General features: G+C 35.2%; 26 protein-coding genes and 1 pseudogene. 20 read left to right on the forward strand and 7 right to left on the reverse strand.

All coding sequences use genetic code 11. The features are described 5' to 3' along the window. Nucleotides 1–41: 41 nt before the first annotated feature. On the reverse strand, nt 42–1,322 hold the full coding sequence (locus NAMH_RS01065; protein ID WP_015902821.1) for an ammonium transporter: 1,281 nt from the start codon (nt 1,320–1,322) through the stop codon (nt 42–44). After that, complete coding sequence (locus NAMH_RS01070) at nt 1,312–1,650, reverse strand: P-II family nitrogen regulator (protein WP_012663514.1); 339 nt, start codon at nt 1,648–1,650, stop codon at nt 1,312–1,314. The genes NAMH_RS01065 and NAMH_RS01070 overlap by 11 nt, the downstream gene beginning before the upstream one ends. 176 nt (nt 1,651–1,826) lie before the next feature. Here NAMH_RS01070 and NAMH_RS01075 point away from each other — a divergent pair, with 176 nt between their 5' ends. Genes NAMH_RS01075 through NAMH_RS01100 form a run of 7 tightly spaced genes read left to right on the forward strand, consistent with a single transcriptional unit; the run spans nt 1,827 to nt 5,649 of the window. After that, a complete protein-coding gene (locus NAMH_RS01075; RefSeq protein WP_012663717.1) occupies nt 1,827–2,156 on the forward strand; it encodes a ferredoxin-thioredoxin reductase catalytic domain-containing protein in 330 nt (109 codons plus the stop codon). Next, entirely contained in the window at nt 2,156–2,356 is a 201-nt protein-coding gene (locus tag NAMH_RS09315; protein ID WP_266105164.1) for a ferredoxin-thioredoxin reductase catalytic domain-containing protein, read from the forward strand. Before NAMH_RS01075 ends, NAMH_RS09315 begins: the two co-directional genes overlap by 1 nt. Continuing rightward, the gene (locus tag NAMH_RS09320) at nt 2,343–2,870 is read left to right on the forward strand and encodes a rhodanese-like domain-containing protein (protein WP_012663933.1); all 528 of its coding nucleotides are present in this window, start codon (nt 2,343–2,345) and stop codon (nt 2,868–2,870) included. Before NAMH_RS09315 ends, NAMH_RS09320 begins: the two co-directional genes overlap by 14 nt. 52 nt (nt 2,871–2,922) lie before the next feature. Further along, a complete protein-coding gene (locus NAMH_RS01085) occupies nt 2,923–3,216 on the forward strand; it encodes a hypothetical protein (RefSeq protein WP_015902665.1) in 294 nt (97 codons plus the stop codon). 10 nt (nt 3,217–3,226) lie between these two features. Further along, nucleotides 3,227–3,589: a hypothetical protein gene (locus NAMH_RS01090; RefSeq protein ID WP_015901787.1), complete on the forward strand. Its 363-nt coding sequence runs from the start codon at nt 3,227–3,229 to the stop codon at nt 3,587–3,589. A gap of 8 nt (nt 3,590–3,597) precedes the next feature. Further along, complete coding sequence (gene ciaB / locus NAMH_RS01095; protein WP_012663543.1) at nt 3,598–5,361, forward strand: invasion protein CiaB; 1,764 nt, start codon at nt 3,598–3,600, stop codon at nt 5,359–5,361. A 27-nt stretch (nt 5,362–5,388) separates the two neighbouring features. Further along, entirely contained in the window at nt 5,389–5,649 is a 261-nt protein-coding gene (locus tag NAMH_RS01100; protein ID WP_012663790.1) for a hypothetical protein, read from the forward strand. On the opposite strand, the gene NAMH_RS01105 is transcribed toward NAMH_RS01100, so the two are convergent. The 3 genes from NAMH_RS01105 to NAMH_RS01115 all read right to left on the reverse strand — a co-directional run bounded on the left by NAMH_RS01105 (nt 5,646) and on the right by NAMH_RS01115 (nt 8,704). Next, nucleotides 5,646–6,197 (reverse strand): HdeD family acid-resistance protein, encoded by a 552-nt coding sequence (locus NAMH_RS01105; protein WP_015902017.1) that lies wholly within the window; start codon nt 6,195–6,197, stop codon nt 5,646–5,648. The genes NAMH_RS01100 and NAMH_RS01105 overlap by 4 nt on opposite strands. A 90-nt stretch (nt 6,198–6,287) precedes the next feature. Continuing rightward, nucleotides 6,288–7,505: a saccharopine dehydrogenase family protein gene (locus NAMH_RS01110; protein WP_015902591.1), complete on the reverse strand. Its 1,218-nt coding sequence runs from the start codon at nt 7,503–7,505 to the stop codon at nt 6,288–6,290. A gap of 2 nt (nt 7,506–7,507) precedes the next feature. Next, nucleotides 7,508–8,704, reverse strand: coding sequence for a saccharopine dehydrogenase family protein (locus NAMH_RS01115; protein ID WP_012663949.1), 1,197 nt, complete (start codon nt 8,702–8,704; stop codon nt 7,508–7,510). A 253-nt stretch (nt 8,705–8,957) separates the two neighbouring features. Here NAMH_RS01115 and NAMH_RS09420 point away from each other — a divergent pair. The 13 genes and pseudogenes from NAMH_RS09420 to NAMH_RS01175 form a co-directional block, all read left to right on the forward strand. After that, nucleotides 8,958–9,344: pseudogene (locus NAMH_RS09420) on the forward strand (PAS domain S-box protein); the annotation flags it as partial. A gap of 285 nt (nt 9,345–9,629) precedes the next feature. Beyond that, nucleotides 9,630–10,025, forward strand: a complete 396-nt coding sequence (locus NAMH_RS09425) for a methyl-accepting chemotaxis protein (RefSeq protein ID WP_420835237.1) — start codon at nt 9,630–9,632, stop codon at nt 10,023–10,025. A gap of 1 nt (nt 10,026) precedes the next feature. Then, nucleotides 10,027–10,914 (forward strand): carbon-nitrogen hydrolase, encoded by an 888-nt coding sequence (locus NAMH_RS01125; protein WP_015902403.1) that lies wholly within the window; start codon nt 10,027–10,029, stop codon nt 10,912–10,914. An 8-nt stretch (nt 10,915–10,922) separates the two neighbouring features. Continuing rightward, nucleotides 10,923–12,767, forward strand: coding sequence for a diguanylate cyclase (locus NAMH_RS01130; RefSeq protein ID WP_012663500.1), 1,845 nt, complete (start codon nt 10,923–10,925; stop codon nt 12,765–12,767). Further along, a complete protein-coding gene (gene rpe, locus NAMH_RS01135; protein WP_015902561.1) occupies nt 12,764–13,405 on the forward strand; it encodes a ribulose-phosphate 3-epimerase in 642 nt (213 codons plus the stop codon). Before NAMH_RS01130 ends, rpe begins: the two co-directional genes overlap by 4 nt. 10 nt (nt 13,406–13,415) lie before the next feature. After that, nucleotides 13,416–13,715, forward strand: coding sequence for a phage capsid protein (locus NAMH_RS01140; RefSeq protein ID WP_012663955.1), 300 nt, complete (start codon nt 13,416–13,418; stop codon nt 13,713–13,715). Continuing rightward, nucleotides 13,660–14,034: a hypothetical protein gene (locus NAMH_RS01145; protein ID WP_143709728.1), complete on the forward strand. Its 375-nt coding sequence runs from the start codon at nt 13,660–13,662 to the stop codon at nt 14,032–14,034. Before NAMH_RS01140 ends, NAMH_RS01145 begins: the two co-directional genes overlap by 56 nt. Next, complete coding sequence (locus NAMH_RS01150; protein WP_015901784.1) at nt 14,031–14,633, forward strand: phosphoribosylanthranilate isomerase; 603 nt, start codon at nt 14,031–14,033, stop codon at nt 14,631–14,633. Before NAMH_RS01145 ends, NAMH_RS01150 begins: the two co-directional genes overlap by 4 nt. 98 nt (nt 14,634–14,731) lie before the next feature. Further along, a complete protein-coding gene (locus tag NAMH_RS01155; RefSeq protein ID WP_012663548.1) occupies nt 14,732–16,027 on the forward strand; it encodes an NFACT RNA binding domain-containing protein in 1,296 nt (431 codons plus the stop codon). Next, nucleotides 16,024–16,263 carry a hypothetical protein gene (locus tag NAMH_RS01160; RefSeq protein WP_015902002.1) on the forward strand — a complete coding sequence of 80 codons (240 nt, stop codon included), beginning with the start codon at nt 16,024–16,026 and terminating at the stop codon, nt 16,261–16,263. Before NAMH_RS01155 ends, NAMH_RS01160 begins: the two co-directional genes overlap by 4 nt. A gap of 112 nt (nt 16,264–16,375) precedes the next feature. Further along, on the forward strand, nt 16,376–17,113 hold the full coding sequence (locus NAMH_RS01165; RefSeq protein ID WP_012663554.1) for a phosphatidate cytidylyltransferase: 738 nt from the start codon (nt 16,376–16,378) through the stop codon (nt 17,111–17,113). Then, nucleotides 17,114–18,214, forward strand: a complete 1,101-nt coding sequence (gene dxr, locus NAMH_RS01170) for a 1-deoxy-D-xylulose-5-phosphate reductoisomerase (RefSeq protein WP_015902319.1) — start codon at nt 17,114–17,116, stop codon at nt 18,212–18,214. Next, complete coding sequence (locus NAMH_RS01175; RefSeq protein ID WP_012663677.1) at nt 18,195–18,833, forward strand: HAD family hydrolase; 639 nt, start codon at nt 18,195–18,197, stop codon at nt 18,831–18,833. The genes dxr and NAMH_RS01175 overlap by 20 nt, the downstream gene beginning before the upstream one ends. Nucleotides 18,834–18,993: 160 nt before the next feature. Here the strand turns inward: NAMH_RS01175 and NAMH_RS01180 are convergent, their stop codons facing one another. Both NAMH_RS01180 and NAMH_RS01185 read right to left on the reverse strand, forming a co-directional pair. Beyond that, nucleotides 18,994–20,448: a TrkH family potassium uptake protein gene (locus NAMH_RS01180; RefSeq protein WP_015902180.1), complete on the reverse strand. Its 1,455-nt coding sequence runs from the start codon at nt 20,446–20,448 to the stop codon at nt 18,994–18,996. Beyond that, nucleotides 20,430–21,713 (reverse strand): NAD-binding protein, encoded by a 1,284-nt coding sequence (locus NAMH_RS01185; protein ID WP_015902175.1) that lies wholly within the window; start codon nt 21,711–21,713, stop codon nt 20,430–20,432. Before NAMH_RS01185 ends, NAMH_RS01180 begins: the two co-directional genes overlap by 19 nt. Nucleotides 21,714–21,821 lie beyond the last annotated feature (108 nt).

Raw genomic sequence — 21,821 nt, forward strand, 5'->3', positions numbered from 1 at the left:
ATTACCTTTTTATAAAAGAGAGTTTAAAAAATCGGAGAGGTTTAAAGGTTAAAACCTTTTTCTCCGTGTTCAGCTGAATCAAGTCCTTCGATTTCAGCTTCTTCGTCAACTCTTGCTCCACCTGTAATCAGGCTTGCTACTTTGAGAACTATAGCTGTCATGATAGCCACGAATACAATCGTAACAAGTACGGATTCAATCTGCACCCAGATTTGTCCGAGTCTGTCTCCGTTTTTAAGCGGACCGTCCCATGCCAAATCTTTCAATGCAAAGAATCCTGTCGCAATCGCACCCCAAAGCCCTGCAATGAAGTGGATACCGAATGCATCTAATGAATCATCATATTTAAACATTTTTTTAAGAACAGTTACACCGAAAAATCCTGTTAAACTACCGCCTATACCGATTACAAGAGCCCCAACTATACCTACAAACCCGGCAGCCGGAGTAATAGCCACAAGACCTGCAACCGCACCTGAAGCGGCACCGAGTAGTGTAGGTTTACCGAATTTGATGTAATCAAGAATAATCCAAGTAACCGCCGCAGCCGCCGCCGCAAAGTTTGTCATAATAAACGCGCTTCCAGCCACGTTATCAGCTGCAAATTCACTACCTGCGTTGAATCCGAACCATCCGAACCATAAAAGTGCCGCACCAAGAGCTGTTAAGATTACGCTGCTCGGCATCATCTGAGTTTTAGGGTAACCTCTTCTTTTACCAATCATTAAAGCTGCAACCAAACCTGCAAGACCACCGTTCATATGTACAACAGTACCTCCGGCAAAATCAAGAGCGCCGTCACCCATTAAAAATCCGCCGCCCCATACCATATGAGCTACAGGAGCGTAAACGAATGTGACCCATAACACCACAAATATAAGCCAAGTTGAGAATTTAACCCTCTCAATAATAGAACCGCTTGCAATCGCAACCGTAATTGCCGCAAATGTTCCCTGGAATGCTATAAATACATAAGTAGGGTAACCGCTGCTTTCAAGATCGTTATAGCTGATACCGTTTAAAAAAGCGGCTTTTAAATCACCAATAATTCCGGCAATATTACCGCTAAACGTTAACGAATATCCCCAAAACACCCATACGACAGTTGCAACAGCAAACGCGGAAAACACCATCATATACGTGTTAAGCGTATTTTTAGCCCTTGTCATTCCGGCATAAAACAGAGCAAGCCCCGCAGGTGTCATAAGCATTACGAATGCAGTAGCCACCATCATCCAAGCGGTGTTACCGCTGTCAAGTTTAGGTTCACCCGCAAACGCAAGGCTTGCCAGTCCAAGCAGTGATAAAACTCTAAACAGCATCTCTTCCCCTTTCGCCTGTACGGATTCTTATTGCCTCTTCCACAGGCATGATGAATATTTTTCCGTCACCGATTTTCCCTGTTTTTGCATGTTCTGTAATTATCTCTACGGTTTTTTCAACAAAATCGTCGTTTACGAAAATTTCAAGTTTTACTTTTGGCAGAAAATCAACTACATATTCCGCACCTCTGTACAGCTCTGTATGTCCGTGCTGTCTACCGTGTCCTTTTACTTCACTGACCGTAATACCGGTAATATCCGCTTCAATTAAGGCCTCTTTAACTTCATCGAGTTTAAAAGGTTTGATGATAGCTTCAATCTTTTTCATTTGAACTCCTTTGTAATTTCTTAGTGCAATTATAAAGCTAAAAAGGATAAAAATATCTTAAAAAATTGATTAAAAAATATACATATACTGTAAAATATTTAATCAATAGATTGTTTTTATCTTATTTTTGACTTTTTTTAGAAATATGATAAAATCAAATAAAAAAGGAGTTATATATGTTAGCACCAAAAAGAACAGACGTTGATATGAATTCTGAAGAATTTAAAGCCGAAGAAGAAAAAACAAAAAAATTCGTACAAAAAGTAGTGGATCAGTTTGGATGGTGTTTTAACCCTGATAAAGAAGTTTACGATGCAATCGTAATGGGTCTTACAAGAAATAAATTAATGTATGGGAAAAGATACTGTCCTTGTTTTATTCCTATGGGTGATAAGGAAGACAGAATTTGCCCTTGTAAACCGGCAATTGATCATGAAGTAGCGGAAGGATGCTGTCACTGCGGTATTTTCTGTAATCCTGAAAAATGTAAAGAGCTGGAGGGTTAATGAAAACGGTGGATATTAATTCTCCTGAATTTCAGCAGGAATTTGTAAAAACCGAAAAATTTGCTCATAAAGTGATTGAACAGTTCGGATGGTCTTTCCATCCGGATGAGGAAATTGTTGAAAGAGTATTAAAAGGACTTACTAATAATAAATTAATGCACGGGAAAAGATACTGTTCCTTGTTTTGTGCCACAGTTTGACGGAAATGACAGGATTTGTCCGTGCAAGCCTGCTATTGAAAAGGAAATCCCTGAAGACGGAGTATGTCACTGTGGGATATTCTGTTCTCCTGAATATGCGGCTAACTATAATAAAGAGCACCCTAAAAAAGAAGCAAGGGAAATTGAAGGTTTAAGCGTTGGAGAGCTTGAGAGTATTTTGGAAAAAGAGCAGATTTTGGGTGAAGAGCTTGAAATACTGCTTAAAGCAAGAGATGCCGGGCTTGTGGATTTCGCGCTGATTGATATCAGAGAGCCATTTGAGTATCAGATGATGAGAATAAAAGGTACCGATGAGCTTCTGCCTATAAGCAGGGTTCAGTATGATTTAGATAAATGGATGAAATATAAAGATAAAAGAATAATTATCTATTGTCACGTGGGAAGCAGAAGCGGATATCTTCAAAGAGCGCTTCAGCAGCAGTTAGGATTTAGCAAAGTCGGAAACCTTACATACGGTATCGCCGATTATTTCGGTGAAGTTGAAAGAGGATGATTCAAATGGAAAATGGAAAATGTAAAATGGAAAATTTGGGCAAAGGGTAAATATGTTTGTTTTAGGTATTCCCATTAAAGATAATATCTGCGTTGGAAGTAAAGATGCTGAAAAATTCGCCAAAGTTTTTGTAAACAACGGTGCGATAGAAAAAATAGACTATGTGGATAACAGGGACGATCTTGTAGGACTGGTGCATTTTTTTGTAACGCCTAAAGAAGAGTATGTTTTCGATTTTCTTGAAGCCGGTGCTGAGCCTCTCATGACTCCGGCGCCTGAGATGAGTATAAACGATGTTGTGGAAGCGTTTTTATTCAGAGAGCTTTTCTCATATGGAAGCATATAATAAGTGAAAAATGAAAAATTCGGGTGGAGAATTAAAAATGGCAAACGGAAAATTAATTAATGAAATTATCGGGTATGAGCCGAATATCAACGTAGGTGTAACAAGCGAAGAGTTAAAAGATTTAATCGATTCCGAAGAGAGAAACGTAGATCTTTTGGATGAAGATCTCAACGCCAAGAGGTTTTATTACTTTATTGTATGCGATAAAAAAAGGGAAATCAAACCGCTTTTCAGAGCGCTCAGAAACGGCGGATATATGATTTCTCTTGTTGAAATGGATGATAATGAACTGTACGATATCGGATTTAGCGCACTAAACAGAATGGACGGAATGCTGATAGCTAAAAAAGTTCATTCATGGAACGACTGGTAGGAGGTTATATGTTTTTAGAAGCGGCTTATGAGGTGGTAAGAAAAAGAGATGAGAAAATAAACGGATATTTTAAAAAGTGTCCGGATGATATCAGGCAGCTTTTTGAGGCTATTTTAAGAGAACTCGGACTTGAAATAAACGAAGAGAATCTTTTAAGCCTTAAAAAAAGGTTTTTTCACCTGAGAGAAGACAGTATATTGAATCTGCTTAAAAAAGGAAATTTCAGCGAAGATGAAATTAAAGAAATTCAGCTGGATTTATATGAGCTGACAAAAAACTTCTGGCTAAAAGAACACGAAGAACTGATTCAAAACATTGCTCCTTTTGTAGGGCTGTTTTATGCGGAAATTTTAAGGGGTGTTCATAAAATAGGGATTGCTTTTAGCAAATGGCAGCCACATTGGACTAAACATATTATCCATACGATAAACGAAGATTTAAGTAAAGAATTCGGCGGGGATGAAGCAAAAGTTATGGCTTATCTTCTGGAAAAAGGTCTTATTGACAAATCACCTGAAGGAGAACCGGGAGACAGGTGTTATTCGGTACTGGTTAAAGGCGAGAGCGGAAACTACATTGCCAAAAGTTACTGTGATATTTTCGAAGAAGAAGTAAATGAAGCGGTAAGGGCGATTGACGAGCTGATTGTAAATCTTGAAAACCTTGAGGATGAATACAAACTTCAGTGGATACTCTATTTCCATGCGCTTAAAATGGCTCTTCTTGAAAAAAACAGACATGATCTGATTAAAAAATGGGCGGAAGTGGATAAGCTCTGGATGGATATAAAATCCCCTATTCAGGTGGGACATCCGCTTGAATATTATGAAGACAAATACAGAAAAGCCGTTGCACTCGAGCTTGATGTAAGAATTCAAAACCCGAATCTTAAAAGCGAAGTTAAAGATAATATCGTCAAAATGTATAAAACATACTGCAAAAACGAAAACCTCTTAAATACGGCTTTAAACAATATAGAAAAAACACAGCTGTACATTTCATCACCGGCTACGTTTTATGGAGCGGAGTTTAACGGCCTTTTCAGTGCTCAGGTTGTGCCTAACGACGAGAGTGTGAGTGCGCTTAAGGGTAAAAAAATATTCGCTTTTGTGGACAAGGTATATGAGGATATAAAAGCCAGACCTAAAATGGCTCTGAGTTATGAGATTTTGGGCAAAGAGTTTATGGATAAATTCTACCGTGACCTTGAAGATAAGGAAAAGTTCGTAAAAGTTTACGATATTACCACAATCGGGCATGAATTCGGACATATTTTATGGGTTGATGAAAATACCGAGAGTGTTATGAATAAATCCGGAATGTTTAAAAACGTTGAAGAATTTAAAGCGACAACAGGCGGACTTATGGCATTTTTTGAAAATGAAGAGGAAAGTTTAAAAGAAGCCGTTTTGGAAGATACGATTAAAAGGGCCGTGGGGCTTATAGCGTGGATGGAAGTTGATGAGGTGCTGCCTTATTATATCGAGGGACTTATTCATCTCACAGGGCTTTTTGAAAGCGGTGTAATTAGTTTTAACGGTAAAAGTCTGGAATATGATTATACAAATTACGAAAAACTGAAACAGTGGTATAAAGAAACATACCTGAAACTTGCAGGGCATTATGCCGAAAAGAAAGATGCCAAAGAATTTTTGGATCAATTTATATATAAAGATAAAAATTATTATCCTAAAAACGCAGATGTTGATAAATTTGTAAAATATTATTATCAAAGATATAGGGATATAGGGGATAAGATATATAATAATTAAATATGGATAATAAAAGGAGAACTTGTGATGAAAAATGTAAATCATGGGGATGAACTTGATTTAAGTGTGGAAAATATTAAAAATTTACATGAAAAATGTAAAAAACAAAATAAAGATTTATATATGTTTTTAAAAGACGAAATGCCAGATTTGTCTACTGAAGACAGACTTAAATATTTAGCAACTGTTTTAAATGATTATATTGAAGAATATGAATGGAATGAAAAAGCTCCTCGTCATAAAGACGAGGGTTATTCTATTGTTAAATTCTGGCCTAAAAAAGATTAATCGTGAGCACCTTTTTTCGCTAACCATCCTAAATAGATTAATACGATACCATCCATTAAGAAACTGATACCGACTATAATTCCCACTGTAAAAGGTGCGTTAAAAGGCCATCCTACGATCATAACGATACCTAAAAGTAAACTTAAAAGTCCGTTTAGAGCAGCAAGCCCCCACCCTTTTAAAGGTTTTAAATCAAGTGCCATTCCAAAACTTGCAAACGCATCCATAAAGAAATACGCCGCAAATAAAATAGCAACCGCTGCTACTCCGCTACCAGGCCAAATTAATAATAAAACACCAGTAATAAATAACAAGAATACTTTAAACCATGCACCTAAAGATTTTTGGTGTGCTTTAAATGTGATGTATCCTTGTATGATACTACTTGAAATGAACATAGCACCTAAAAATACTACAAAGGCAACACTTCCGGCTAATGGATTTATAATTGCCAATGCACCGGCAAGTACCATTAAGATACCTGTAATAATCGACATAGTACTGAATTCTTTCAGTTTTTCTTTGTCGATGTTGTTTAATACGAACATTTTTTCCTCCTTAAAAGTTTTACAGGAGTAATTATAAACAATTTTAACACATATTGTCAAGTAAGTTGAGTAAGAAAGGCTAAAAAGCCTTTAATTATCTATAGGTAGTCCTTCAGTAGGCAATTCTTCGATAAACCAAGGCAGGCCTTGTTTATTAAGTTGGTACAAGAATGGGCGGGCAGGAAATTCTTCCATGTTTTTAACACCTGCTTCAAACCATGTTTTTGTGGCAATCATTAAACATCCTATCATCGCCGGAACACCTGTTGTATAGCTTACACACTGTGCACCCACTTCTCTGAATGCGCACTGATGGTCGCAGATGTTGTAGATGTAGTATCTTTTTTTTACCCCGTTTTTGTATCCTGTGGCAACAACACCGATGTGTGTCTGACCTTTTGTGCGAGGTCCCAGACTTGCAGGGTCAGGAAGTACTTTTTTCAGAAATTCCATTGGGCTTATTTCGCACCCTTCCGCGATTTTTATAGGTTCGATGCTTGTCATTCCGACGTTTTGAAGGGCATTTAAGTGCCATAAGTAATTGTCGCTGAAAGTCATAAAAAATCTTGCCCTTTTAATGCTCGGGAAGTTTTTTGTAAGGCTTTCGAGCTCTTCATGGTATAGTAAGTAGCTCGGGTACTCTCCGACTTTCGGATAGTTCCATTTGAACTTAACGCTCATAGGATCGATTTCTTTCCATTTTCCGTTTTCGTAATATTTGCCTTTTTGGGTGATTTCGCGGATGTTTATTTCAGGGTTGAAGTTTGTGGCAAACGGATATCCGTGATCTCCAGCGTTGCAGTCTAAGATATCAAGATATTCGATCTCATCCAAAAGCTCCTGTGCGGCAAACGCCGTAAACACGTTTGTAACCCCAGGATCAAACCCGCTGCCTAAAAGCGCCATAAGTCCCGCTTTTTTAAAGTCTTCATGTTTGGCCCACTGCTCTTTGTATTCGAATTTCGCCTCATCCGGATGTTCGTAGTTTGCGGTATCCACGTAATGCGCCCCGGCTTTAAGACACGCATCCATTATAGCCAGATCCTGATACGGAAGCGCCACGTTTAAAACGATATCGCTTTTTGTATCGCTTATAAGTTTAGCGGTTGCGTCTACGTCCATTGCGTCTATTTCATACGTTTCTATCTCCACCCCGAGACGCTCTTTAATGTCTTTTGCAATTGCGTCGCATTTGCTTTTTGTACGACTAGCTAAGACAATTTTTTTGAAAATATGGTCGTTCATTGCCGCTTTGAATGTTGCCACACGGCTAACCCCGCCGGCTCCTATGATTAGTAGATTGCTCATTATCACTCCTTAATTTCGATAACTTTGATAGGAAGACCGTCTTTTTCCATCTCTTCAAAGAACGGTTTTGCATCAAACTCTTCTACGTTTTTAACGCCTTCTTCCCACCAGATCTTTTTGGCCATCAGTTTACATCCGATAATTGCGGGTACTCCTGTGGTGTAACTTACACAGTGAGCTCCCGTTTCTTCAATCGCTTTTTCGTGGTTGCAGATGTTGTAGATATAGAATTTTTTATCTACACCGTCTTTTTTACCTTTTGCGATTACGCCGATGTTTGTCTGACCTTTATAGTTTTTGACAAGCTCCTGAGGATCAGGCAGTACTTTTGCTAAAAACTGAAGAGGGGAGATTTTTACACCCTTACACACTTCAATAGGTTCGATACTGAACATCCCCACGTTTTTAAGGGCATTGAAATGATAAAGGTACTGATCGCTGAAACACATGTAAAATTTGGCGCTTTTTAGTTTAGGGAAATGTTTTACGATGCTTTCGAGCTCTTCGTGCCATATGAGTATGCTTGTAGCATCCCCGCACTCGGGATAATCGTGTTTTACCTGGATTTCAAAAGGCTCGGTTGTTTTCCATTTACCGTTTTCCCAGTATTTACCAGGTAGGTTAAGCTCTCTTAGGTTGATTTCAGGGTCGAAATTGGTAGCAAACGCCCTTCCGTGGTTTCCGAAGTTACAGTCGTATATTTCGATCTCTTCAAGCTCGTCAAGCAGGTAATCCGCCGCGTATTTAACCATTACGGATGTTACACCCGGGTCAAATCCGCATCCTAAAAGCGCCATTGTGTGTGCTTTTTTGAAATCTTCATCAAGAGCCCATTGCAGATCGTAATATGTGTCGGGATTGTCTTCCGTTTCGGCAAGAGCGGTATCAAGATACGCACATCCCGTTTCTATACATGCGTGCATAATCGGAAGGTTTTGATAAGGAAGCGCCACATGGCAGATAATGTCGATATTTTCTTTTTTGATTAAATCCACTACATTTTCTTTTTTGTTTGCGTCGAGTGCATATGTTTTTATCTCAACGCCCAATTTGTTTTTAATATCGTTTGCGATTTCGTCACATTTATTTTTTGTACGGCTGGCAAGTACGATGTTTTCAAATATTTGACTGTTTTGTGCGGCTTTAAACGCGGATACTCTTCCCACACCGCCGGCACCGATTATTAACAGATTTGCCATTACACTCCTTTTTTTCAAATTATATCAATTTTTGGGTTAAGTTTTATGTTATTCATTTGTGTTATAATTAACGAATAGGAATTTATTAAAAAGGATGGGAATGTTTTTCGGTAAAAAAGAGAGTGCAAAAGAGTCTACTATAAATCAAAAAGTAGATGAATGTCTTGAAAGTATAAAAGAAAAAATTATCGATGAAAGTTTTTTAAAAGGACTTGAAAATTGTAAAAAGACAGAAGAAAAATTAGATTTTATAATGAATTATTTAGAAAATATTTCTTATGAATTTAATTATTTTATACAAAATTTTCCGGTGGCTCTTTTCGCGGTGGATCCTAAAAGAAAAATGATTGTTTGGAATAAAGAGTTTGAACATTTAACAGGGTTTAGTGCAGATGAAATAAAAAATTTAGACATTCCACAAGCACCAAAAATTTTATGGCCGAAAAATCCGTCCGAATGTAAAGTTTGTAAATTGGTGGGAAAATATGATAAAGAACAAAGAAGCGGTATCGGAGTTGCCGAAATTATGACAAAAAGCGGTGAAATACTGCCTGTTTACGTATATGTGGAACCTATTGTAAAAAACGGAGAAGTTGTTAAAACATATATCAGCCTGAGAAACCTGGTGGAAGAGAGAAGAAAAGAAGCTGAGATCAGAAAAGATTTTTTTGCAAAAGAAGCCAATGAACTTATAAAAGTTCTTGAGAACATCTCAAACCATAAATTGAATACAGAGTTTACAATTTCGGATAGTAATGATTTCAAAATACTTGAAGAACCAATAAAAGAAATTCAAAAAACTTTAACAAATTTGGTTATTTCTTTAAGAAATTCATCCGATTTGGTAAAAGAGGTTTACGAAGATGTTTCGGACAGATTGAACAGACTGCTTGAATGGAATGAAACTAAATTTTTACCTTCACAAATGGAAGTCAGTAATAGAGCTAACGAGCTTAGTGAATCTATGAATGAAATTGAGAAAATGGTCGATATAATTAAGGATATAGCAGATCAGACAAACCTTTTAGCTCTTAATGCGGCTATTGAAGCGGCAAGAGCAGGTGAACACGGAAGAGGTTTTGCGGTTGTTGCGGATGAAGTAAGGAAACTCGCAGAAAAATCGCAAAAAAGCGCAAGTGAAATTACAGCTGTTATTAATCTGATTAAGTCAAATGTGCATAATATGAATGTGGATATAGAAAATACGCAAAATGAGGTAAAAGAGCTTATGAGTTCTTTACAGGAAATTATTAATAAATTCGAATCAATGGCAAGAAATATATTTGAATTGAATGAAATGATCAAAGATTTCGAGGTATAAAATGAGGATAACATTAATTCAACAAGAATATAAAGACACTAAACAAAAAACAATAGAGCATACGCTAAGGATGATAAAAAAATCTAAAGGTGAACTTGTAATATTACAAGAACTACATCAAAACGAATATTTCTGTAAAAGCGAAGATACGAAGTATTTCGATTATGCGGAAAGTTTTGAAGATGATGTGGAGTTTTGGAGAAAAGTAAGCGAAGAGCAAGGGATTGTACTTGTTACAAGCCTTTTTGAAAAAGTAATGGACGGGATTTATTACAATACCGCCGTTGTGTTTGACAAAGGCAAAATCGCAGGTAAATACAGAAAAAACCACATACCTGACGATCCGGGGTTTTATGAGAAGTTTTATTTTACACCCGGTGATGAAATAGAACCTATAGATACGAGTGTAGGAAGGCTCGGAGTACTTGTTTGCTGGGATCAGTGGTATCCGGAAGCGGCGAGGATTATGGCTCTAAAGGGTGCTGAAGTGTTAATTTATCCTACAGCTATAGGATGGCTTATGTGTCCGGAAGACAGGGTGGATGAGCTTTGCGAAAAGGAAAACACCCCTGAAGAAAAATCAAAAATGCTAAACGCGTGGTTAAGCGTTCAAAGAGGGCATGCGGTTGCAAACGGCGTGTATGTGATTGCCGTAAACCGTGTAGGGAAAGAAAAAGACCAAAGCGGGGTGCTTGGAGGAATCGAGTTTTGGGGAAACAGTTTTATTTACGGTCCCCAGGGTGAAGAGATATATAAAGCTGGAACGGATGAAGAGATAATTGAAGCTGAAATAAACCTAAAAAAAGCAGCTGAAGTCAGAAAAATATGGCCTTTTTTCAGAGATAGAAGAATAGAAAATTATAGCTGTTTAACTAAAAGATATTGTTAAGGAGATTTATGAGGTTTATATTTTTATTTTTGAGTGTTTTTTTATTTGCCGATATGAATGTAAATGTGTATGTTGATAAAAACTTTAAAATAGAATTACCGAAGCCTTTTATTAAAAAAGAATTTAAGTATCTGAATAAAGAAGGCTTTTTTATATTAAGTTATGATAAATTGCCTTTAATAGTTGAAAATAATTTAAGTGTAATTGCAGGTATAGGGCATTTAAAAACGTATATTTATACCCATAAAAACTTAAAAGACATTAAAGTAATAGGAAATGCTAATCTACCTGTTAAAATAATGTTTAATGTTATAGGGGATGTGAAATATATTGATTCGAGTATAGAAGATTTTAAACAAAATAAAATTGATGCAATTGTTTTAAATAAAAAAGTATATATTAAAGATGCGTTTTTATATGATTTGGATAATTTTGGTATAGAATTTAATAAATTTTATTTAGTGGCTTATAAAGATTTTTTGAATAAATATAAAGATGCAGCTTCTTTTTTAAGTGCTTATTTTCCAAAAGCGAAAACAAATTCTTCATTAATACTTACAGGTTATTATTTAAAAAGAAAAGTTAATATCTCTTCTATATATGATGATATGTTTAAAGAGGTAGTAGCTAAAAAATTAAAAGTTGCCGTAACACCTTACTGGCCGCCTTTTGACTTGGAAGTTCATGGAGAATTAAAAGGTATAGGTATTGATTTTTGGAAACTTATTGCAAAAAAAGCGGAACTTGATTATGAAATAGTTTCTGAACCAATATGGATTAAAATTTTGAATGGTATAAAAGAAAAAAAATATGATATCACACCTAATACATCAAGTACACCAGATCGTAAAAAATATGCGATTTTTTCAAAACCTTATGTTGAGTTTCCATTGGCTATTGCCTGTAGAAATGACCTGGATATAAAAAGTATAGACGATATTCAGTCTTTAGCTGTAGGATATCATTATACAGCTCATAAAATGATGAAACAGCATTATCCTTATTTAAATTATGTTCCTGCAAAAAGTGTTATTGACGCCTTTGAACTGGTTAAAAATAAAAAAGCCCAGTGTGTTGTGGATGTGCTGCCGACTATTGTATGGCTGATGAATCAAAACAATATCGGAAGTATGAGAATATTTTTCAAAACGCCATTTACATTTAAACTTCAGGTAATGCTTAGAAAAGATTTAATAGATGTAAAACAAAAAATAGATAAAGCAATCGATAAAATATCTGTGTTTGAAAAAAATAAAATTATTTCCCAATATATCGGAGAAAAAATTTACATAAAAGAAGATAAATTTAGCGGGTGGTTTTATTTTATAATTTTCACACTTATTTTAATTACAATATTTATTTTTATAAAAGCAAAAGTATATAAAGAAAAATCTGAATTTGACGCTTTGACCCAAATATATAATAGAGGGACAATAGAAAAAATTTTAAATAAAAAAATAAAAGAGACTGACGGGAGTCTTATATTTTTCGATATTGACCATTTTAAAAATATAAATGACAACTACGGTCATGAAAAAGGTGATCTGGTACTGGCGAGTTTGGCGAGAATAATTCAAAAAAATATTAGAAGTAGTGATTATTTTGGTAGATGGGGAGGGGAAGAATTTGTTATTATTCTGCCTCAGGCTCCTTATGAGATTGCATACAAAATTGCTGAAAAATTAAGAAAAATTATAGAGCAAACAGATTTTGACGGATTAAACATTACTATTAGTCTTGGTGTAAGCGAATTTAAAAAAGGCGATAATCCTGAAGTTGTATTAAAAAAAGTTGATGAAGCATTGTATGAAGCTAAAAACAGCGGAAGAAACCAGGTAAAAGGAAAGAAATGAAAATAGCTCCGAGTATTTTAAGTGCTGATTTCGGTAATTTGGCTGAGGATGTAAAGGCCGTGTGTGACGCGGGTGCGGATTTGATCCATGTGGACGTAATGGATGGGCATTTTGTGCCTAATATGACAATGGGGCCAATGATAGTAAAAGCAGTGGCAAAAGCGGCTACAAAGCCTCTTGATATACATTTTATGGTGGAAGATATTCCGTTTTTTATAGATCTTTATAAAGATTTAAAACCTGAATTTATTTCATTTCATATAGAAGAGGAAAAACATATAAACAGGGTGATTCAAAAAATAAGAAACGAAGGTATAAGACCGGCGGTTGTACTTAATCCTGCGACTCCGGTGAGTCTTCTTGAATATATTGTTGCGGATGTGGATATGGTGCTTTTGATGAGTGTAAACCCTGGATTCGGCGGGCAAAAGTTTATCCCGAGCGTACTTGATAAAACGAAAGAATTAAGAGAATTGGCTGAGAAAAAAAATCCTTCGCTTTTAATCGAAATAGACGGTGGGGTGAATGATAAAAACGCTCCTTTGCTTAAAGAAGCGGGGGCTGATATTTTAGTTGCGGGAAGTTATGTGTTCGGAAGTGACGATTATTCGAAGGTCATAAACAGTTTGAGGGTTTAAAAGGCAAAATATGAAAAATTTTTTATTGATGTTTATTTTTATGTTATTTTTAGCTGGCTGCAAATCAACAAAAGAAGAAATAACAGATCTAAAAACACAAGTTAATTCTCTTAAAGAAAACGTCGTATATAAAGACGAATTTAGGCTTGAAATTGATTCATTAAATGAAAAAATAGAAAAATTACAAAAAGAAGTCGATAATATCAAAACTAAATTGGACAAAGTTGCTTTTGCAAAAGATAAAGTAAAAAATAATGATAATTCCAAAGAGCTTTTATTGGGAAATTTCTCAACTGCAAACGAAATATAAATATTTACAAAACAAGATACGTGAATTGAATCTTACTATTGCAAAAGTAAGTTTAGAAAAACGGAAAAAAACTTCAAAATGTTTAAAGTTTTTTAAACCGACCGTGTTTATTACTAAAAATAAAGTACATATATATGATTCAAATGGTGAAACTGTTGATACGTGGAACAAACACGTAACATTTACATCTTACATAAAAGAGGGAAATAAATTAAAAATTACCGGATATTTTGTAAATAAAAAATTTAAAAGCGCATTGAATAAAGACTGGTGGATTAATGTAAATGATGTAGAAAAAAAATTCAAGGAAAAAAATTGAAAGTTAAAATCTGTGGAATTACAAACTATGAAGACGCTAAAGTGGCGTGTGATGCGGGGGCGGACGCGCTCGGGTTTGTAACATATCCCAAATCCACGCGTTTTATTAAACCTGAAGAGATTAAATCCATAATCGAAAAACTCCCGCCGTTTGTAACTAAAACGGTGCTTTTTGTAAATGTGGACGCCAAATACGTAAACGAGGTGATGGCTTATACGAAAGCCGACCTTGCGCAGATCCATTTCGAAGCGGACGAGGGGTTTTATAAAGAGCTTACATGCAGACACATAAAAGTGATACGCGCAAAAGAAAAACACGATATCGAAAAGTTTGCGGATGAATATAAAATAGTAGACGCTTACGTTCCCGAATACGGAGGCAGCGGTAAAAGAGTGGCGCTTGAATGGTTTGATGGGAGGGATAATTCCGATATTATCCTTGCAGGCGGACTCTCACCTGAAAACGTATTTGAAGTCGGAAGATACGGTTTTTACGGTGTGGATGTAAGCAGCGGGGTTGAAAGCAGTCCGGGTAAAAAAGACAAAAGAAAAGTCAGAAAATTCATAGAACTCGCCAAATATGGCTTCAGGTGCGGGTAAGTATGGTAAATGATTGATTGTAGATGGTGAATTGAAGATAGTAAATAGTTGATATTTGATGGTAAATTGTGGATAGTATTAAAATAAAAAGGTAAAGATTGAAAGCGTTTGTTTTAAAAAAGATTGCCCGAAATTTAAAAAATCATAAATATATAAAAAGGGCGCTAAGGGTTGATGAAAACCTGATATTAATGCAGTTTGACAAAGACAGGTACTATTTCGACCTGACAAAAGGCAGTGGAGATATCTATATCAATATCGACTATCCTCTTTCACGCAAGTTTCAGGCGCCTTTTGATATCGTACTCGAAAAGAAGTTTACAAAAGCAGAGCTTGTAGACGTTGAGGCGAAAGAGAGAATTCTAACGATTACCGCCAAAAACCAAAACCGTTATAAAGAAGAGACGGTAAAAATAAGGTTTGAATTTACGGGCAGGTATACAAACGCCATTATCCTTGATGAAAACGACACCATAATAGAGTCTTTAAGACATATAAGCGAAAGCCAATCTTCAAGGGTCGTAAAACCCGGGGTGAAGCTCGAGGAATTGCCGCCTTTTGAGATAAAAGAAAAAGAGTTTGAAATTGAAGATCTTGAACGTTATACAAAAGAACTTTTCAATAAAAAATACCAAAACCGCCTAAGACAGAAAAAAGAAGCGATAATAAACAGAATCAACAAAAAAATAAAAGAAATTCAAAAAAAACTCTCAAAACTCGACGATGAAGAAAAACTTTTACAAAAAGCCGAACTTTATAAAAAATACGCCGATATCGCAATGGCGAATCTTTATCAGATAAAGCCTTACAGCAAAGAGCTTAAAACATATGATTTCGAAGGCAATGAAATTACAATTCCCCTGCCTGAACTTAAAAACGTAAACGAAGTGGGAAATTACTTTTACAATCTTGCAAAAAAAGCCAAAAGAAAAGCCGAAAACCTGCATATCGAAAAGGGACACTTAAACTCTCAGCTCGAGTTTTTGGAAAATTACAAAAGACTGATCGAAAAAACGGAGGATTTGGGAAGCCTGAATTACTACAAGCCGCCTAAAAAAGAAAAAAGCGTTGATGAAAACGTGGCCGAGTTTTTTATAGACGATTACAAAATACTTGTGGGCAAAAACGAAAAAGGAAACATCAAACTTTTAAAAAGTGCAAATGCAAACGACATGTGGCTGCATATTAAAAACTATCCGGGCTCTCACGTAATAATCAAAAACAACAAACTTTCAATCCCGCAAAGCGTAATAGAAGAGGCTGCCAGACTTGCAGTAGCGTTTTCTAAAAAAAATGAAGGAGAGGTCGATTATACTAAAAGAAAGTTTGTGAAGGTAAAAGAGGGCGCTAATGTAGAGTATGGAAAATACAGTACAATAAAGGTGAAACTATGAGTTTAATTGGACAAGTAACACTTATAAATCAAAACATGCACGTAGCCTCTGCAATGGCGGCAGATAATGTGGCGAGAGAACAAATAAGTAAAGAAACACAAAAAATAATCAATGAAGAAAAAGAACTCAAAGTAAAAGAGGTCCGTCCTGTCGAAGAAGCTGAAAAAATTTTAGCTGAAGACGATTCGAAAGAAGAGATAGAAAGAGAAAGCAAACATCTTGATTTAAGAGCATAATAAACAGATAAGTTATTAAGTGGCTAAGTTGTGAAGATATTGCCCTCTTTACACCTTAGCTACTTTTCCACTTCAAAACTTTAATATAGTATAATTAGAAAAAAGGAATTTAATGAAAGAACGTATTATAACTTCGGTTGTATTAATAGCCGTATTATTGCTTGTAGGTATAATTGATAATAGATTTTTAACGGGGCTTTTAATAGGAGCTATTGCTGTTGTAGGATATATGGAAGCCGAAAAACTTTTTAAAACGGAAGATAAAGAGATATTTTATATTGCAATTGCAAGTGTTGTACTCTCATTAATTATAAATCCTTTTACCGCTTTAATATTCGGTGTGATTGTAAGTGCTTCATATATCGCATATTATCAAAAAGATTTAAATATTATTTCGCCGGTTATTTATCCTTTGGTTCCGGTAATGATTTTATATGCGTTATATGTTAAGCAAGGGATGGGTATTATAGCTTGGCTTATCGTAATAGTGGCTCTTACCGATTCTTTGGCGTATTTTGTCGGAAAAAATTTTGCAAGAAAATTTATTGCGCAGGGATTTTGTAAAACGTCTCCGAATAAATCATGGGAAGGTGTTATAGGAGGAGTTGCGGGTGCTACGATTATAGGAGCATTTGTTGGGCTATATTTTATGAATTTTTGGAATTCTTTTTTAATCGCTTTACTTGTAAGTGTTTCAAGTGTGTTCGGTGATCTTTTTGAAAGTTATTTAAAAAGAAGAGCGGGTGTTAAAGACAGCGGAAACATACTTCCGGGACACGGAGGAGTTCTTGATAGGATAGACGGATATCTGTTTGCTGCGCCTGTGATGTTTGTACTTATGGGGGTATAATTGGTCGTTTTAGGTTCAACGGGAAGTATCGGTGTTAATACGTTAGAAATTGCAAGAAGATACGATATTGAAATTGAAGGACTGGTTGCAGGGAATAATTATGAAGTTTTAAACGCCCAGATTAAAGAGTTTAAGCCCAAATATGTCGTTGTAAAAGATCTGAAAACTGCCGAAAAAATTGATTTTCCAAATGTTAAATACGGCGAGGAAGCCGTGCTTGATATGATAGAAAAATCTAAAAGTGATCTTATAGTAAACGCTCTTGTAGGAGACGCCGGGCTTAGACCCACCCTCAAAGCGCAGGAGTGCGGTAAAAAAATTGCACTTGCGAACAAAGAGTCTCTCGTTAATGCTGGGAAATTCATAGACACTTCCAAAATAACCCCGATTGACAGCGAACATTTCGGGCTTTGGTATCTATTAATTGAAAAGTGTAGAGTGAAAAGTGAAAAATGCAATGTGAAAAAACTTTACATAACGGCAAGCGGAGGGGCGCTTAGGGACTGGAGTTTGGAAGATATAAAAAAAGCCACTTTAAAAGATGTACTTAAGCATCCGAACTGGTCAATGGGTGTTAAAATTACAATCGATTCTGCCACGATGGTTAACAAACTATTTGAGCTTCTTGAAGCCAAATGGCTTTTTGATACCGATAAAATAGACGCTTTTATCGAAACCAAATCAATTATACACGCACTTGTGGAGTGGCAAGACGGCTCTACAACGGCTCATATTTCAAAAACCGATATGAAACTTCCTATAGCTTTTGCCGTATTGGATGAGGTGAATGATGAAATACTCAGTCCCGTAAATCTTTTGGAAGTAGGAGGGCTTGAGTTTAGAAAAATAGAAGTTGAAAAATATCCGGTATGGGAAATAAAAGATCTGCTTTTAATCAAGCCTGATTTAGGGGTTGTGGTAAATACAGCCAATGAGTTTGCCATTGAAAAATTTTTGGAAGAAAGAATTTCTTTTATAGATATAAGCGGAATAATTTTAAAAGCTGTTCAAAAATTTGAAAATGTAAATATTAACGGTATTGATGATGTATTTGAAATTAAAAACGAAGTAAGGAAATGGTGTGAGAGTAATTTTGTTTGATCTTGACGGAACACTTATAGATTCCACGGAAGCGATACTTGAAGGGTTTGAAGTTTCATTTAGGTCTTTTAATAAAACTCCGCCACCGCCAGAAGAAGTCAAAAAACTCATAGGTCTGCCGCTTGATGTGATGTTTTCAAAACTCGGAGTAGAAAAAGAAAAAGTATGGGATTATGTAGATACATACAAACAGCATTATCGCAAAATCTCAAAACAGAAAACTGTTCTACTCCCTAATGCAAAAGAGGCCGTAATAGAAGCCTCTAAATTCGCAAGACTCGGAATAGTCACTACAAAAACCGGTGAATATTCAAAAGAGCTTTTGGAACATTTCGGAATAATGAAGTATTTCGAAGTGTTGATTGGCAGGGAACACGTGAATAATCCGAAACCTCATCCCGAACCAATACTTAAAGCCGTACATTTAATGAATGCTATTAAAAATGCAACATGGATGATAGGCGATACATGTCTTGATATGGTAAGCGCCAAAGAAGCTGGCGTTAATTATATAGGCGTAAAATGGGAATATGAGGATCTGCATAATATGAAAAAATGTGCGGAAATTATAAAAGAAAATGTTTTGGAAGCGGTTGAATATATAATAAAAAATTATTAAGAAAGAGTAATTTCTGAAATATCACAGAAATTTCGACCGTTACGCTTTAGATGTTTTCTCAAAACAATATTTTTCAGAGGACTCAATTAACCTCAACAATTTTTATTAAACATAATAACCAATACATAAATATACCAATATACCAGTTAAGCTTGGTTTTTTAAAACTTCTTCCAAAAATCCCTGCTTAAAAGAATAAGGACCGTAAAAAACTCAAGTCTTCCTATAATCATGCCTATTGCAAGAATGAGTTTTTGAGGCTGCGTAAAAAATGCAAAATTATCCACAGGCCCTACGTGTCCGAATCCGGGACCGATGTTTCCTACACAAGCTATTGAGGCACTGAGGGATGTCAATGTATCATAGCCGTTGGCAAAAAGGTATAGGGCTATTGATGTAACCGTTAAAATATATAGGAATATAAAAGCGCTTACGTTGTTGATAATAGGCTGAGGTATAGTCTTTTTATCTACTTTTACAGAAATAATTGCATTTGGGAAAAGAATTTTTTTAATTTGATAGTTGAGGTTTTTAAACATAACAACAAATCTTATTACTTTAATTCCACCGGCTGTACTTCCTGCGTTCCCTCCGACAAGCATAGCTATGAAAATTAAAGCTATTGCCGTTTGTCCCCACTGGGAATAATCTACAGTTGCAAATCCTGTGGTTGTAAGGATTGAGCTTATAGTAAAGAATCCATGAGTTAAAGCATAAAATAGCGAATCATTAGAATTAATATAATGTACAAGACTTACACCTATTGCAAGTATAATAAAAATTAACGTATACCAAATTACTTCTTCACTTTTATATCCGCTGTAGTCTTTTTTTAAAAACTTAATGTGGGCTATAAAGTTAATTCCTGATATAAACATAAAAAGTGTTGTAGTCCATAAAATCCATGGATTATTAGACCAGAATCCCAAAGATTCGCTTCTTGTTGAAAACCCTCCTGTAGAAATAGTTGCGAATGCATGGTTTATAGCATCAAATATGCTCATTCCTTCAAATTTAAGCATAATTGCGTCGATAACGGTAATAGTAAAATAAACACCCCAAAGCTTAAGAGCGGTATGTTTAATTTTCGGTGTTACTTTATCTGGCGTAATTCCGGTTGATTCTCCTTTAAAAAGTGCAAGAGAACCTGTCGGGTTGATTAATGAAAGAAGACCCACTCCTAAAACGATTATTCCCATACCGCCTATCCAGTGCATGGTGCTTCTTAACATCAGTATATTTTTTGGAAGATCGGTTATATCCGAATAAATTGTCGCACCCGTCGTTGTAAAACCGCTTGCCGCTTCGAAAAAACCGTCAATGAATGTAACATTTGTTTCGAGCATTAAAGGAATGGCACCAAGGACTCCCAACATTATCCATACAAGGTTTACGCTTAAAATGGCATCTTTTATTTTCATTTTCATATCGTGGTTTTTAAGCCAAAAAAGAATTAAAAAAAATATGGTTGTCGCAACTGCTGAATAAATAATAAAAGATGTAACGTTTTCTTTATATATTACTCCCGTAATTATCGGTATTAAAAAGAAAAACTCCGTCATCAATCCCACAAGTGAAAGGAATTTAAGTATGTTTTTTACAGTGCTTCTATCCATTTTCTATTCCCTGAGAAATTAAATTCCAAAACAATATCGTTTGGCTGCAATTCTGTTTTGTCTTTTAATTCTATTATTTGATCGTTTCTGACTATTATTGTTTTTGAATTTTCTTTCGGCGGAGAAACTTTTTTAGGTTGAAAGATCTGTTTTATAAAAATTTTTCCTTTGGCTCCTAAGAAAAATCTTTCATATATAAGCAATCTTGAATCTATTTCTTCAAGAATTTCATAATATGCCGCAATTTTAGGTCCTCTGATAGTGGAAAGTTTTAATGAGTGCATTAGAGAATAGTAGTTTAGGTTGTTGTTTATTGTGATTATTTTTTTAATCCCGAGTTTTTTTGCCTGAAGCGATTTTATAATGTTGCTTTCGTCTTTAAGTGAAGCTGCGATTGCAATATCTGAATAGTGTAAACCTTCGTTTATTATCATTTCTTCATCTTCGTATGAAGAGTTTATAACCATAGCGTCTTCACCTAAGAGTTCTGCTGCTTTTGTTGCTTGTTCTTCATCTTTTTCGAGCAGCTTTACGTTTAGGTTGAATGATATGAGTATTTTAGCTATTTCGATTCCTAAAGGGTTTGCTCCGTAAATAAGTACATTTTGAATATGTTCGGGAGAAACTGTGTCTAATTTATTAATAATTTCTTTTAGTTTTTCTTTTTCACCGAAAATATAAAGAAGATCGTCTTCTTCTATAAAATCATCTTCGTTTAAAAAAATAAAATCTTCTCCCCTCTGCGCACCTATTACAATAACGTTTTCAGAATTAATAGCTGATACTTTGTCAATTTCAGGATTTTTTACGTTTAGAGAAACTAAAATAAAATCGTTAAACGGAAATTCTTTAATGTTGTTTGCTTTTGGAAACTCTATAAGTTTCGCAACAGCAGTAGCAGATAATTTATATGGAAAAATGAGCCTATTAATATTTAATTTCTGGAAATTAGTGGAAATATATGAAGTGTTTGTAAGTCTGACTATGGTGTTTTCTATATCAAGTATGTTTTCAGTGACTATAGTTGAGATTAGATTGATTTCATCATTATTGGTTACTGCAATAAAAAAATCGAATTTTTCTTCAAGACCCATATAGGCTCTTGAATCTCTAAGATCCGCACATATTGTTAAAACGTCTAATGTTTCTTTTAACATTTCAAGCGCTTTTTCATTTTTATCTATTATAACTACGTTGTGTTTATTGGATAGCGCTTTTGCTATATTATAGCCGACTTTTCCGGCACCAGCGATTAAAATATTCATATGCAACCTTTTATGTTTTTGCATCCGAATCATTATTATACATCTTTTTATTACTAAAAGTAACATTTATAAGAAAAAGTTACAAATAAAATAAATTGAAATAATTTC

This window comes from Nautilia profundicola AmH, from assembly GCF_000021725.1.
Classification (GTDB): Bacteria; Campylobacterota; Campylobacteria; order Campylobacterales; family Nautiliaceae; genus Nautilia; species Nautilia profundicola.